Source organism: Brevibacterium sp. R8603A2 (assembly GCF_023072605.1).
Classification (GTDB): domain Bacteria; phylum Actinomycetota; class Actinomycetes; order Actinomycetales; family Brevibacteriaceae; genus Brevibacterium; species Brevibacterium pityocampae.
The window spans coordinates 209213-222711 of record NZ_JALLGN010000006.1 but is presented as its reverse complement, the minus strand read 5'-3'; the positions used below and the strand labels follow the sequence as shown (position 1 = coordinate 222711).

Here is a 13499-nt window from a genome sequence, read left to right as displayed (position 1 = left end):
CGGCGACCGGAATAAAACCCCGCTGAGCAAAGTTGAGTCAGGTGTACGCAACTTTCGTGATCGTGGTTTGACACCGCGATCGCGGCGTTCAAGACTTGAGCCAATGGCGCTCAATGTGTTCGGGCGCGCGGTTCCGCTCCGGTTCCCCGGGCGGGGCCCCGCTCCAGGGGCCACGGTCGGAAGTCCGGCCGCGGAGCCGTCCGGCCGAGCACATCGGGGCACCGGCTCGCACAACTACGAAAAGGAGTTCCACTCATGGCACGTGCAGTAGGCATCGACCTCGGTACCACCAATTCGGTCGTCGCCGTCCTCGAGGGCGGCGAGCCCAAGGTGATCGCGAACGCCGAGGGCGGACGCACCACCCCCTCGGTCGTCGCGGTGAACAAGAACGGCGACTCGCTCGTCGGCGAGATCGCCAAGCGTCAGGCTGTCACCAACGTCAAGAACACCGTCGCCTCCGTCAAGCGCCACATGGGCACCGACTGGAGCACCGAGATCGGCGGCAAGACCCTGACCGCCCCGGAGATCTCTGCCCGCATCCTCCAGAAGCTCAAGCACGATGCCGAGGAGTACCTGCAGGAGGAGGTCACGGACGCCGTCATCACCGTCCCGGCCTACTACAACGACGCCCAGCGTCAGGCCACCAAGGACGCCGGGCAGATCGCCGGCCTCAACGTCCTGCGCATCATCAACGAGCCCACCGCCGCCGCCCTGGCCTACGGCCTCGAGCGCGGCAAGGAGGACGAGCTCATCCTCGTCTTCGACCTCGGTGGAGGCACCTTCGACGTCTCCCTGCTCGAGGTCGGCAAGGACGAGGACGACTTCTCCACCATCCAGGTGCGCGCCACCTCGGGCGACAACAAGCTCGGCGGCGACGACTGGGATCAGCGGATCGTCGACTGGCTCGTGTCCGAGGTCAAGAACGGCTACGGCGTCGATCTGTCCAAGGACACCACTGCGATGCAGCGCCTCAAGGAGGCCGCTGAGCAGGCGAAGAAGGAGCTCTCCAGCGCGACGAGCACGAACATCTCGCTGCAGTACCTGTCGATGAGCGAGAACGGGCCCATCCACCTCGATGAGACCCTGACCCGCGCGAAGTTCGAGGACCTCACCAAGGACCTTCTCGAGCGCACCAAGAAGCCGTTCGAGGCGGTCATCGCCGACGCCGGCATCAAGCTCTCCGACATCGACCACGTCGTGCTCGTCGGCGGTTCGACCCGCATGCCGGCCGTGTCCGAGGTCGTCAAGAAGCTCACCGGCGGCAAGGACCCCAACAAGGGCGTCAACCCGGACGAGGTCGTTGCGATCGGCGCCGCCGTCCAGGCCGGCGTCCTCAAGGGCGAGCGCAAGGACGTGCTGCTCATCGACGTCACCCCGCTGTCCCTCGGTCTCGAGACCAAGGGTGGAGTGATGACGAAGCTCATCGAGCGCAACACCCCGATCCCGACCAAGAAGTCGGAGACCTTCACCACCGCCGAGGACAACCAGCCGAGCGTGTCGATCCAGGTCTTCCAGGGCGAGCGGGAGTTCACTCGCGACAACAAGGCGCTCGGAACCTTTGAGCTCACCGGCATCGCGCCGGCCCCGCGCGGCCTGCCGCAGATCGAGGTGTCCTTCGACATCGACGCCAACGGCATCGTGCACGTGTCCGCCAAGGACAAGGGCACCGGCCAGGAGCAGTCGATGACGATCACCGGCGGGTCCGCGATCCCGCAGGAGGACATCGACCGGATGGTCCGCGAGGCCGAGGAGCACGCCGACGAGGACAAGCAGCGCCGCGAGGCGGCGGACAACCGCAACCTCGCCGAGAACCTCGCGTACTCGACGGAGAAGCTCATCTCCGACAACGAGGACAAGCTGCCCGAGGACGTCAAGTCCGAGGTCAGCGCGGACGTCGAGGCCGTCAAGGAAGCGCTCAAGGGCGATGACGACGACGCCGTCAAGGCCGCCGTCGACAAGCTCTCGCAGAGCCAGACCAAGCTCGGTGAGGCGCTCTACGCGCAGCCCGACGAGTCCGCCGGTGCGCCCGAGGGCGATGCCGCAGGCGGATCCGCCGACACCGAGGACGAGGTCGTCGACGCCGAGGTCGTGGACGACGAGGACGAGGAGAAGAAGTAATGACTGCCGAGGATCCCGACAACGGCGCAGCCGAGCAGGGCTTCTCGTTCAGCGACGAGCGCCGCATCGACCCGGAGACCGGGGAGGTCCGGAACCCCGCTGATCCGTCGGCCCAGGCAGCTGCCGGGTCGGGCGGGGAGCCGGACCCGCAGGCCGCAGCGCCTGCGGACCCCGGCGCGGAGCCCGCCGAACCCGGCGTCGAGGTCCCGGACGACATCTCCGGCATCGACGACACCGCGGCCCCGGTCGAGGGCGGCGTCGAGGACGAGCAGTCCGCCGACGCCCGCCTCGCGGCCGAACGGCTCGCCGACCTGCAGCGGATCAACGCGGAGTACGCGGCGTTCCGGATGCGCGCCAAGCGCGAGCAGGACCGGGCCCGGGAAGCCGGCGTCCAGTCCGTCGTCGAGGCGCTCTACCCGGTGCTCGACGAGCTCCGGCTCGCCCAGGAGAACGGCGACCTCACCGGTCCCTTCGAGACGCACGCGAAGAAGTTCATCGCGTCGCTCGAGAAGGTCGGGGTCGTCCAGTTCGGGGAGCCGGGCGAGGAGTTCGACCCGAGCATCCACGAGGCGCTCATGCAGCAGCCGTCCGACGAGGTCGAGACCGCCACGGTCTTCCTCGTCATGCAGCCGGGCTACCGGCTGGGCGAACGCGTCATCCGGGCCGCCCGCGTGGGTGTGCAGGCGCCGGCCGAATGATCCGCTCCCGAGGCGCCCGCCGGCACCCGGCCCACCCCACCGGTGGGAGATTGGGCATCCCGGCGGGGCGCCTCGGGCACGGGCCCGGCGAGCAGGACGCGCCCATCCGACCGCCTGCCGCTCGGCACGTGAGGAAGACAGCAGCACACATGACACATGAGAATCAGCAGATCGATGCGAGCGTGAGCTCACAGGAAGGAGGTGCCAGGTGAATACGGGACCTCAGAACGAATGGTTCGACAAGGACTACTACACAACCCTCGGCGTCTCCAAGGACGCCACGGACGCGGAGATCAAGAAGGCCTACCGCAAGCTGGCCCGCAAGTACCACCCGGACACGAATCCCGGCGACAAGGCCGCCGAGGAGAAGTTCAAGCAGATCAGCCAGGCCAATCAGGTGCTCTCCGACAAGGAGACCCGCGAGCAGTACGACCAGGTCCGCGCCATGGGCCGCGGCGCCCGCTTCTCCGCCGGCTCCGGCGGCGGAACCGGTGCGGGCGGATCCGGCGGCGGGTTCGAGGACATCTTCTCCGGCCTGTTCAACACCGGCGCGGGCAGGAGCCAGTACCCGCGCTACACCACGCGCGGCGGCGGCAGCCCTTACGGCGGCTACGGTGACGTGCCGCCCGACCTGTCGGACCTGTTCGGCGGTCAGCCCTACGGCGGCAGCCCCTACGGCGGCGGGTTCTCCACCGGCCCGCAGAAGGGCGGGGACATCAAGGCGAGCACCTCGCTGTCCTTCACCGAAGCGGCGAAGGGTGCCACCGTCAAGCTTACGATGCCCTCGGGCAAGCCGCTGAGCGTGCGCACCCCGGTGGGCGTCAAGGACGGCCAGAAGATCCGCGTCAAGGGCAAGGGCAAGCCGAGCCCCAACGGCGGGGAGAACGGCGACGTCGTGCTCACCATCAACGTTGAGAAGCACCCGGTGTTCAGCCGCGACGGCGACAACCTGCGGATGGAGCTGCCGGTGAGCTTCGACGAGGCCGCGCTCGGCGCCGAGGTCGAGGTGCCCACCCTGTCCGGCATGCCCGTGCGGATGAAGGTGCCCGCCGGCACTCCGTCGGGTCGCGTGCTGCGGATCCGCGGCAAGGGCATCGAGGGCAAGAATCACACTGGTGACCTGCTCGTCACCATCGAGGTCGCCGTGCCGCGGAACCTCAGCCCGGACGCCAGAAAGGCCGTCGAAGCCTACCGGAAGGCGACCGAGGGTGAGGACCCGCGTGCCGAGCTGTACTCCAAGGCGAAGGCGAGCTGATACGGCTCCGCCGCGATCGGCGCCGGGCGAGTGGACAACTGAACAGTCGAGCACGAGCAATCGAGCACGAGCAATCGAGCACTGAGCGAAGGAGGTGGGGAGGACGATGCAGATCGACAGAGCGGCCGCGGTCTACGTGATCTCGGTGGCCGCCGAGCTCGCCGGGATGCACCCGCAGACCCTGCGGCAGTACGACCGGCTCGGTCTCGTGGTGCCCCAGCGCACGGCCGGGCGCGGGCGCCGCTACTCCGCCGCCGACATCTCCCGGCTCCAGCTCATCCAGCGCCTCTCCCAGGAGGAGGGAATCAACCTCGCCGGGATCAAGCGGATACTCGAGCTGCAGCGCGAGGTCGAGACGCTCGGGGCGCATACCCGGACCCTCGCCCAGCGCCTCGAGAAGGTGATGCGCAGCGGCGGCGGCCGCGTGTTCGCCGCCGGCGCCGCGGGTGACGTCGTCTCGATCGTCCACGGCACCCGGCCCGAGCTCCGGATCGCCGGGGCGCTGGCACCCGGAGCGACCGCGCGCGCCGGCGGACGGCGCAGCGGTGAGCTCACGCTCTACCGCCGCCGCTCCGGCTGAGGCGAAGCGCAAGCGGCGCGCCCGGCTCCACCGGATCCGTATACGCTCGTTACCGGCACCAGTTCCCGGTACCCACCGCCGGCACCCCGCGCAACTGTAGGACTTTCGGCCGAGCGTGGTGCCGTTGATGGCCCTACACTCCTCTGAAAGTCCCACACTCCCGGGCGCATACCGCGCCGGCGGCTCAGAGCCAGTTCGGGGGCGCCGGGAGGTCCTGCGGCGTGGTGCTGCCGGCGCCGCCCTTGTCCGTATCCCCCGACACCGAGGCCGGCCAACCGCGGCCGGTGAGGTAGGACAGCACCTCGGCGGCCTCGCCGGTGACCTCGATCGGCTCGGCGGGCACGCTGCCCTCGGAGCCGTGGCGGATCACCCGCTCCTGGCCGCCCTCGCGGTCGGTGAGCCGGATCCGATAGTGCACGGGCTCGTCGCGGGCACCCCAGACCGTGTCGACGTCATCGAGCAGCCGGTCGACGACCTCGGCCGGGAAATCCCGGGCGGTCATGCCGATCCCGAGGTCGAGGCTGTGCATCCACACCTCGCGGGCCCGCAGCCAGGGGATCTCCGCGGCGAGGATGTCCGCACCGCGCCCGGACACCACCTGTGCGCCCCAGTCGCCGGCCGACATCGAGTCGAGCTCGGCGGTGAGGTCGTCGGCCACCTCGTGCGCGAGCGTGATCGTGTCCGCGCCCGAGGTGTGCGCCACCCCGTCGGCGATCTGCTGGTCGCGCCATTCCCGCGAGGGGTACATCGGGTTCTCCTCGCCCGTCTTCGCCCATTCGAGCAGCCGGAGGAAGCCCTCGGCGTTGTAGAGCACGTGGAGGGCCACGTGCTTGCGCGTCCAGTCGGGGACGAGGGACGGCTCGTCGAGGCCGTTGACGGAGAGCTGATCGAGGGCCTGGAGATAGAAGGTCTCGCCGAGCAGCCGGAAGCCGAGGTCGCGCTCGAGCGCGTTCGTGTCGATGTCCATGGTGGTCACTCTAGTTCTCCTGGGCGACGGTGGGGGAGGTCAGGCGTGACCGGGCGACGGTCCGGCATGCACTTCGGGCGAGAATGCCGCCGGCGCCCTGACCGGAGGGTCCGGACAGCACAGCGCCCGCGGGAGCTCGGGGCTTCCGCGGGCGCTGCAATGGTTCACCGGAGGGCGAGGGTCACTCGCGGGTCTCCTTGACCGTCTGACCGGAGGACTGGGCCTCGGTCTTGAGGTGGTCGGCCTCGGACTGGGCGTCGGACTTCACGTGCTCGGCGCCGGACTGGGCCTGCGACTTCACGCTCTCCGCAGCCTCCTTCGCCGGCTCCTGCAGGTTCTGCCCCATGTCCTTGGCGACGCTCTGGGCCTCCTGGACGAGCGGCTGAGCGGCGTCCTTCGCCTGACCGGCGAGCTGCTGCTCCTTCTGCGAGGCAGGGATCAGCGAGCCGATGAGCCAGCCGGCGCCGAGCGCGATCACGCCGGCGGCCAGCGGGTTGCCGCGGGTGCCCTGCTTGATGCGGCCGGGCACCTGGGAGGCGGCGTCACGGGCCTGGTAGGCGGCGTCGCGAGCCTGGTCGGCCGCACCGTGGGCGGAGTCGGCGAGCTGCTGGCGCTGGTGGTGGAGCTGCGCGTTGGCGTCGTCTGCGGAGCCCATGATGGATTCCTTCCAGTGGTTCAGGCGATCGGCGACCTTGTTCTTGCGGCGCTCGACGACCTTGGCCGGGGAGACCTTCTCCGCCATCGCATCGACGTCGTAGCCGAGGTTGCGACGGGTCTGCTCGATCTCCGCGCGAATCTGCTCGGGGGACTTGTTCGAGTTGTCCGTCGGGTAGTCCGCGGTGCCGTAGCCGGCGTTGCCGTGGGTCGCGACGGGACGGTTGGGGTCGGCCTGGTAGCCGTGATCATGGGTGTAGGTCATGGCGTTTCCTTTGCGGGATTCATGGTGGGCGGGATGTCCTTGGCGGTGTCCACGGTCTCGGGGATGCCCTTGACCTGCTGGAGCTTGCTCTTGCCGACGAGGCCGAGCACGGTGGCGACGATCGCCCAGATCACACCGACGACGAGTGCCGCCCAGCCCAGCCCGATGAGGTTGGCGAGCGCCATCCACAGGGCGTTGGACAGGAAGAGCAGGAAGAACAGCGCGGCGATCGCGGCCCCGGCGAGCATGCCGGCGCCCGCGCCTGCGCGCTTCGCCGATTGGGTTGCCTCGGCCTTGGCGAGGGCGATCTCCTGCTGGATGAGCTGGGTGGTGTTCCGGCTCAGCGAGGAGAACATCTCGCCGATCGACTGGCTCTCGGCGCGCACCTCGGCCTGGGCTTCGGCATAGGCCTCGCGGTCGTAGCCGCGGTCCCAGCCGTGCCCGGCGGCGTTCGCCGGGTACTCCTCACCGGGTCGGGGCGGCTCCTGCGCCACGTAGGCGGTCTGCGGATTGGGCCCGGGCGGGACCACGCCGGGCTGGCCCGGATGCGGCTGGCCGGGGTGGACCGGCTGACCCGCGTGCGGGACCTGCTGGCCCGGATACCCGCCGCCCGGGTGCTGGCCGGGGTGCTGCCCCGGGTGCGCGCCCTGGTTGGGGTCGTAGCTCATCGGTTGGTCTCCCCGGTGCCGTAGCCCTGCTGGCGGGCGTCGTACTGTCCGGCCTCATAGCCCTGGCCCGCGCCGTACTGGCCCGCGGACTGCTGCCCGGCGGCGTAGCCCTGCTGGCCGTAGCCCTGTGCGGCATGACCCTGCTGGCCGTACTGCCCGCTCGCATCGCTGTACTGCCCGGCGGAGTACTGGCCTCCGGTCGGGTAGCCCTGCTGGCCGTAGCCCTGGGCCGGGTAGCCGGTGGTCGGGTACCCGCCCTGGACGGGGTAGCCGTACTCGTCGATGCCAGTTCCCGAGGTGCCGCCATCGTTCGAATCGTTGTTGGCGTCGGCGAGACCGCGGGTCACGCGACCGGCGATGAGGCCCACGCCGGCGGCGATCGCGAGGAAGGTGAAGGGACGGGTGGAGGCGAAGCGGCGCACGTCCTGCACGAGATCCTGCGGGTTCGAGTTCTCCAGGCGGTCGGCGATCGCGGAGACGCGCTCGTCGGCCATGCTCAGCAGGTCGCGGGTGACGGCGTCCTTGGGCTCTTCGCCGCGGCGCAGACCGGCAAGATCGTCGGAAACCGCGCGGACGGACTTGGCGGCACGATCCTGCTGGTGGGTGGCCTGGTCGCCGGCATCGCGCTGGAGCTGGTGCCACAGGTTCGAAGCCTGCTGCTTGGCCTCCTCGGCGACCTGGCCGGCCTCGTACTGCGCGGTCGAGGACACGTTCTGCGCGGCGGCTCCGGCCTCGCCCTGGAGGCGGCGGCCCTCGTCCTTGGCGACATCGGCGGTGCCGGCGCTGTCGGTGCTGACGCCGTGGCGTCCGTAGGATGCGGGCTGGTCGCTGCTGAGCGCAGCGCCCTGCGATGCGGAGTGCACCGGCTGCTGCGGCACATCGGTACCCGGGTACGGGGTGTCGGAGCCGAGTGCGCTGCCCGAATCCGCGGAGTTGTAGTTGTCGGTCATCGATCAGACCTTCCTTGAGGAATCGGTGGAAATGGGCCCCGCTTTCAAGGGCCCTTGCGTTTTCACCCAATCACTTCCTGACGGTTTCGGCAAGGCTCCGGGTGTGGGAACTTCCTGGCAGATGGTGGTGCGGCCCTGCGGGGAACCAATGCGGACCGGCCCGGAACGCGATGCGTTCCGGGCCGGTCGGGTGCGGCGTCCCCGGATTCGCGGGGCGCGAGCGGTCGGTGGTCCACAGCGGGCCGGGCAGCTGCGGGGACTCGTCAGCGGCGGCGGCCCCGTCAGAAGCGGCGACCCGTCAGAAGCGGCGACCCGTCAGAAGCGGTGTCCCGTCAGACCAGTCCGATCCAGTTCCAGTAGGTCGCCGACAGCAGCAGCACGAGCAGGTAGCCGACGATGGTGAGCGGGATGCCGGTCTTGAGGAACTGCTTGGCGGTGAATGCCCCGGTGCCGTAGGCGAGCATGTTCTGCGGCGCGGAGATCGGCAGCAGGAAGCCGAAGCTGATGACGAACTGCTGGATGATGACGAAGCCGAACCCGCCGTCGGAGGCCCCGGGCAGGGTCGCGGCCAGCGCGATGTAGACCGGGATCAGGGCCGAGGCGAGCGAGGTCGCCGAGGCGAAGCCGAGGTGGATGAGGATCGTGAAGATCGAGACGAGCGCGATCGTCGTAAGCAGCGGCATCCGGCTGATGCCGAGCGCACCGAAGGTGTTCTGCGACAGCCATGCGGCGGCGCCGGTGTCGAGCAGCAGGGTGCCGAGCGAGATGCCGGTGGCGAACACGATGAGGGTGCCCCAGTTGACGAGCTTCTCGAGCGACTTCCAGGAGAACACGCCGATCTTCGGGACGAGCAGCAGGCCGATCGCAATGATCGTGATCGTCGAGGAGTCGAGCGGGTGGAGGATGCCCTCGGTGGCCCACATGAGCAGGAGGAGGCAGGCGATGACGATGAGCCGGATCTCCTTGCCCGTCATCGGACCGAGCTCGGCGAGGTTCTGCTTGACGACCTCGCGCCCGCCGGCGATCGAATCCACCTCGGGCTTGATCGCCCAGCGCATGATGAAGTAGAGCGCGATCGACATGAGGATCGACCACGGGGCGGCGTAGAGGAACCACTGGCCCCAGGAGATGGTGATGCCGAGCTGATCCTCGATGAAGCCGGCGGCGACGAGGTTCTGGGCGGCCGCGGTCTTGATGCCGACGTTCCAGATGGAGACGGCCTGGGCGGCGGCGATGATGAGGAGCGCGCCGAGGCGGGAGTTGTTCGCAAGCCCGAAGGCGGCGACCATGCCGAGCAGGATCGGCACCACGGCACCCGCACGGGCGGTGGCCGAGGGGACGAAGAAGGCGAGGATGATCGCGATGACGATGCCGCCGATGAGGACGTTGCGGGTCTTCTCGCCGGAGAATCGGAGGACCCACAGGGCCAGGCGCTTGTGGAGGCCGGTGGCCTGCATGGCGGCGGCCAGGGCGAGGGCGGCGGCGACGAGCGCGACGGCGGTGGATGAGAACCCGGCGAGGCCCATCCGCAGGGCGTCAGAGGAGCCGATCGTGGTCGAGGGGTCCTCGAGGCCGGGGGAGAACCCGAGGAGGATCGCGACGAGCCCGATGATGAGGACCGAGCTCACCGAGTAGGACACCGCCTCGGTCACCCACATGATGACGGCGAACACGAGGATCGCGAGCGCGCGCTGGGCGGCGACGGAGAGGCCGTCGCCGGTGGGGACGAAGAGGATGACGGCGAACATCGCGAGGAAGGCGACGCCGAACCAGATCGGCTTGAGGTTGAGGTGGGCGAAGAAGCCGTCGGGCTGGCGGGAGCCCGCGATCGCGGTCTCCTGGCGGGCGACGGCCTGCTGTTCGGCGCGGGCCTCGTCCTGCAGCCGGGAGCGCTTGACGGCCTTCGAGCGGAGCCGGGAGCTGTTCTGCGGGGGGATCATCGGGTTCACCTGATTCCGTGTCCGGGTGCGAGGCCCCGGTGGGGGTCTCCGGGACCAGGATAGGAGCCGACCGGCCACCCGGGGCAGGGGTCTTGACCTGCGGGTCCGCCCATCTCACGGCCGCGATTCCGGCAGGGTGCGCTGTGGTGCGGGACACGATCCGCACCGGGTTTGGCGCGCGGGATCTGCGCGAGTGGCGTGGTCTGTGCGGCTTTCGGAGAAGAGTGCGACCGATGACGCCACCACTCTCGACCGAAAGCCCCACAGCCCCGTCGGCGCATGCGGAAGGCCCGCGAACCGTGGGGTTCGCGGGCCTTCCCGGGTGAGCGGTGCCGGTGCGGCGGCGCTCAGCACGAATCGGCTCAGATGTCGGCCGGGCCGGTCTTCGCGCCGCGGCGGCGGGTGAGCATCATCGTCGCAGCACCGATGACGAGGAGCCCGGCGCCGGCGGCGAGACCGGTGAGCTCGGTACCGGTGCGCGGCAGCTCGTTGCCCCCGGCGTTGTCGTCCGAGCCGTTGTCGTCGCTCGAGTCGTCGTCACCCGGGTTGGCATCGTCGTCGCCGTAGCCCACGGTGAACGCGTCGGTCCAGGAGTTCTCACCGCAGGTGGCGGTCACGGTGTACTCGCCGATGTAGGCCTCGGCCTGGTCGGCGTCGAGTCCCTTGACGCCGTGGACGGCGATGCCGTTCTCGTCGGCGGCGACGGTCTCGGTGTAGGGGCGGACGTCGTCACGGCCGGCGCGGACCTCGAAGGTCACGTCCTGGCCGGGCTCGCAGCCGCGGACGGCGAAGGCGACGCCCTCGTCGACGAACTTCTCCGGGGTGACCCGATCGGACTCGAGGTTGAGACCTTCCTTGAGCTCGGCACCGTTCCAGGTCCACTCGTCCTCGTCCGCGTCGTCATCCTCGGTCGGGGTGGGGGTCGGCGAAGCGGTCGCGGTCTCGGTCTCAGTGGGGGTCGGCGACGGGGTCTCGGTCTCGTCGTCATCGTCGGAGGCGGCGACGGTGAACTGCAGAGCAGCCCCGACCTGGTTGCCGTCGGGGCCCATGATCTGGACGGTGTAGTCACCGACGTAGGCATCCGGGTTGTCGGCGCTCTGGCCGAAGATGGTCACGCCGAGGATGCCGTCTTCAGCGACGGTGGCGTCCAGCTCGTAGTCCTTGACCGAATCGCTGGAGGGGTTGACCTGGAGCGTGTACGTCCCGGTCGGGAAGTCCTGGCCGGACCCCTTGATAGCGGTGTCCTCGTTCACGAAGTCATCAGCGGAAACCGTCTCAGCGCTGAGCGAGGCGGTCGGCTCGGCAGCCTCCGGCTCCGGGGTCGCGGTCTCCGTCTCGGTGGGGGTCGGAGCCGGGGACGGCGTGGGGGCGGCGGACACGGCGGTGGCGCCGAAGCCGCTGATCGCGATGGCGACGGCGGGGGCGAGGACGATCGACTTCTTCACGGTGGTGCCTTTCGTGGATGAAAAGAATGATTGGTCTCAACGTAGCCATGCGCATGCGGCATGAAAACTTGTGTTCATTGTGGTCGCGAACTGAACGAATCAAACGTCTGCGAAGACGACTGCGGCCCCCGTCCGCGGTGGACGGGGGCCGCAGATGCGGGTCGGGGATCAGATGTCGCCGGGAGTGCTGCCGGTGCCGCGACGGCGGGTGATGAGCAGCGACGCGCCGCCGATGACGAGCAGTGCGGCACCTGCGGCGAGGCCGCTGAGCTCGGTGCCCGTGCGCGGCAGGGTGCGTCCGTCGTCGTGGCCGGAGTCGTCGGATCCGCCGTGGCCTGGATCGCCGACGACGAACTCGCCGGTGAGGTCCTCGCCGCCCTCGCAGGCCACGCGCACCTCGTAGGTGCCGGCGTAGACGTGCGGCGCGTCGGCATTGATGCCGCGGACGCCGAACGTCACCGTGCCGTCCTCGCCGACGGTCTGCGTGTCCGTGTGGCCGGTGACCCCCGAGGAGCCGGACGGGGTCACGGTGAGCGTCGCCGCGGTGCCCGGGGTGCAGCCGGTCGCGGTGATCGACACGGCCTGCTCCTTGACGAAGTCCGCCGCGGAGATCCGCTCCGGGTCGATCGCGAGCGAGCGTGCGACCGCCTCGTCCTGGTCGTCGTCGCCCGGACGCGCGTCATCGTCATCGTCACCGGGACGGGCGCCGTTGTCGTCGTCATCGTCGTCGCCCGGGGGCGGGGTCGGATCGCCGACGCGGAAGCTGCCGGTCAGCGCGTCCTCTCCCTCGCAGTCGACGACGACGTTGTAGGTGCCTTCGTACGCGGCGGCGTTCCCGGCGGAGTCGCCCCAGACGCGGAACGACACGGTGCCGTCCTCGGCGACGGTCTCGACGTCGTCGAGACCGTCGATGTCGCCGGACCCGTCGAGACTCACGCGGATCGTGGCCTCGGTGCCCGGCTCGCAGCCGGTCGCGACGATCGTCACGCCCTTGCCCTCGTCGACGAAGTCCGCCGCGCTGATCTGCTCGGGCGAGATCGAGAGGCTGAGGGCCGCTGCGTCGTCCGCATCGTCGTCCTCGCTCGGAGGCGTCTCGGGGCTCGGGGTGTCGTCGTCCTCGTCCCCGTCGCCCGGGGGAGGGGTTTCGCCGTCCTCGTCGTCACCCGGAGGGGGAGTCTCGTCGTCACCGTCGCCGGGGGGAGGGGTCTCGTTGCCTTCGTCGCCGTCACCCGGGGGAGGAGTTTCGTTGCCGTCGTCGGCATTGACCGTGATGTTGAGTGGTTCGACTTGACCGTCCCCGTCATCGGGGATAGTCCCCGTGACGGTGATCGTGCCACCATCTGTCCGAAGAGCGGCGATGTCGGCTGAGAGCTCGGTGACGTTGATTCGTGCTTCTGCCCCGGGTGCGACGGTGAGCTCTTTCGATCCGCCTGGCTCCGCGGTGGCGGTGACTGACATGCCCGCCGTCGTCGAATCATTCTTCACGGTGATGACGAAACCGGCTTCGACCTCATCGGCGTTGACTGTGGTCTTCTCGGTAGTGATCGAACCCGTCGAGGCTTCGGCATCGTTCGCATCCTGGTCCTCGGAATCGTCCGACTCCGAAGAACCGTCCGGTGCTGATTCCGAGTCCTTCTCGGCCTTCTCGGGGACCGGCTCCTCGGCGGGCTTCGGCTCGGCTTCCTTCTTCGGAGCCGGCTCCTCGGCCTCGTCCGTGGTCTCCTCGGCCTTCGGCTCCTCGGCGGGGGCGGGCTCCTCGGCCTCGGCAGCCGCCTCCGGAGTCGCCTCGCTGGGGGTTTCGGTGGGCTCGGCATCTTGCGCGAAAGCGACGGGAGTGCCCAGGCCGGTGAGCGCGATGGCGACGGCGGGAGCGAGGACGATCGACTTCTTCATGACAACCTCATTCACAGGGAAGGCGCGCCCGCGGTTCGGGAGCAGCAGTGATCCTTGGCCTCATTC

11 protein-coding genes are annotated in these 13499 nt (G+C 69.5%); 4 read left to right on the top strand and 7 right to left on the bottom strand.

Going from position 1 to position 13499, the window contains the following annotated elements; genetic code table 11:
* Window positions 1-255 precede the first annotated feature (255 nt).
* The 4 genes from dnaK (at window position 256) to MTQ12_RS08040 (ending at window position 4651) form a co-directional block, all read left to right on the top strand.
* Entirely contained in the window at window positions 256-2118 is a 1863-nt protein-coding gene (gene dnaK / locus MTQ12_RS08055; RefSeq protein WP_247618203.1) for a molecular chaperone DnaK, read from the top strand.
* On the top strand, window positions 2118-2816 hold the full coding sequence (locus MTQ12_RS08050) for a nucleotide exchange factor GrpE (protein ID WP_247618202.1): 699 nt from the start codon (window positions 2118-2120) through the stop codon (window positions 2814-2816). The genes dnaK and MTQ12_RS08050 overlap by 1 nt, the downstream gene beginning before the upstream one ends.
* Before the next feature lie 208 nt (window positions 2817-3024).
* Window positions 3025-4071: a DnaJ C-terminal domain-containing protein gene (locus MTQ12_RS08045; protein ID WP_247618201.1), complete on the top strand. Its 1047-nt coding sequence runs from the start codon at window positions 3025-3027 to the stop codon at window positions 4069-4071.
* 106 nt (window positions 4072-4177) lie between these two features.
* Window positions 4178-4651: a helix-turn-helix transcriptional regulator gene (locus tag MTQ12_RS08040; RefSeq protein WP_247618200.1), complete on the top strand. Its 474-nt coding sequence runs from the start codon at window positions 4178-4180 to the stop codon at window positions 4649-4651.
* A gap of 184 nt (window positions 4652-4835) precedes the next feature.
* On the opposite strand, the gene MTQ12_RS08035 is transcribed toward MTQ12_RS08040, so the two are convergent.
* The 7 genes from MTQ12_RS08035 to MTQ12_RS08005 all read right to left on the bottom strand — a co-directional run bounded on the left by MTQ12_RS08035 (window position 4836) and on the right by MTQ12_RS08005 (window position 13433).
* Complete coding sequence (locus MTQ12_RS08035) at window positions 4836-5618, bottom strand: maleylpyruvate isomerase family mycothiol-dependent enzyme (RefSeq protein WP_247618199.1); 783 nt, start codon at window positions 5616-5618, stop codon at window positions 4836-4838.
* Between the two features lie 181 nt (window positions 5619-5799).
* Complete coding sequence (locus MTQ12_RS08030; RefSeq protein WP_247618198.1) at window positions 5800-6537, bottom strand: DUF3618 domain-containing protein; 738 nt, start codon at window positions 6535-6537, stop codon at window positions 5800-5802.
* Window positions 6534-7205: a phage holin family protein gene (locus MTQ12_RS15200; protein WP_348983858.1), complete on the bottom strand. Its 672-nt coding sequence runs from the start codon at window positions 7203-7205 to the stop codon at window positions 6534-6536. Before MTQ12_RS15200 ends, MTQ12_RS08030 begins: the two co-directional genes overlap by 4 nt.
* Window positions 7202-8155 carry a hypothetical protein gene (locus MTQ12_RS08020; protein ID WP_247618197.1) on the bottom strand — a complete coding sequence of 318 codons (954 nt, stop codon included), beginning with the start codon at window positions 8153-8155 and terminating at the stop codon, window positions 7202-7204. The genes MTQ12_RS15200 and MTQ12_RS08020 overlap by 4 nt, the downstream gene beginning before the upstream one ends.
* Window positions 8156-8487: 332 nt before the next feature.
* A complete protein-coding gene (locus MTQ12_RS08015) occupies window positions 8488-10095 on the bottom strand; it encodes a DASS family sodium-coupled anion symporter (protein WP_247618196.1) in 1608 nt (535 codons plus the stop codon).
* Window positions 10096-10457: 362 nt separating this feature from the next.
* A complete protein-coding gene (locus MTQ12_RS15195; RefSeq protein WP_247618195.1) occupies window positions 10458-11540 on the bottom strand; it encodes an LPXTG cell wall anchor domain-containing protein in 1083 nt (360 codons plus the stop codon).
* 168 nt (window positions 11541-11708) lie between these two features.
* The gene (locus tag MTQ12_RS08005) at window positions 11709-13433 is read right to left on the bottom strand and encodes a hypothetical protein (RefSeq protein ID WP_247618194.1); all 1725 of its coding nucleotides are present in this window, start codon (window positions 13431-13433) and stop codon (window positions 11709-11711) included.
* Window positions 13434-13499: the final 66 nt, after the last annotated feature.

Bases quoted from the DNA above. Each gene is read 5' to 3' on its own strand.
- MTQ12_RS08005 (WP_247618194.1), bottom strand. From the start codon at position 13,433: ATGAAGAAGTCGATCGTCCTCGCTCCCGCCGTCGCCATCGCGCTCACC.
- MTQ12_RS08040 (WP_247618200.1), top strand. From the start codon at position 4,178: ATGCAGATCGACAGAGCGGCCGCGGTCTACGTGATCTCGGTGGCCGCC.
- MTQ12_RS08035 (WP_247618199.1), bottom strand. From the start codon at position 5,618: ATGGACATCGACACGAACGCGCTCGAGCGCGACCTCGGCTTCCGGCTG.
- MTQ12_RS08050 (WP_247618202.1), top strand. From the start codon at position 2,118: ATGACTGCCGAGGATCCCGACAACGGCGCAGCCGAGCAGGGCTTCTCG.
- MTQ12_RS15200 (WP_348983858.1), bottom strand. From the start codon at position 7,205: ATGAGCTACGACCCCAACCAGGGCGCGCACCCGGGGCAGCACCCCGGC.
- MTQ12_RS08015 (WP_247618196.1), bottom strand. From the start codon at position 10,095: ATGATCCCCCCGCAGAACAGCTCCCGGCTCCGCTCGAAGGCCGTCAAG.
- MTQ12_RS08030 (WP_247618198.1), bottom strand. From the start codon at position 6,537: ATGACCTACACCCATGATCACGGCTACCAGGCCGACCCCAACCGTCCC.
- dnaK (WP_247618203.1), top strand. From the start codon at position 256: ATGGCACGTGCAGTAGGCATCGACCTCGGTACCACCAATTCGGTCGTC.
- MTQ12_RS08020 (WP_247618197.1), bottom strand. From the start codon at position 8,155: ATGACCGACAACTACAACTCCGCGGATTCGGGCAGCGCACTCGGCTCC.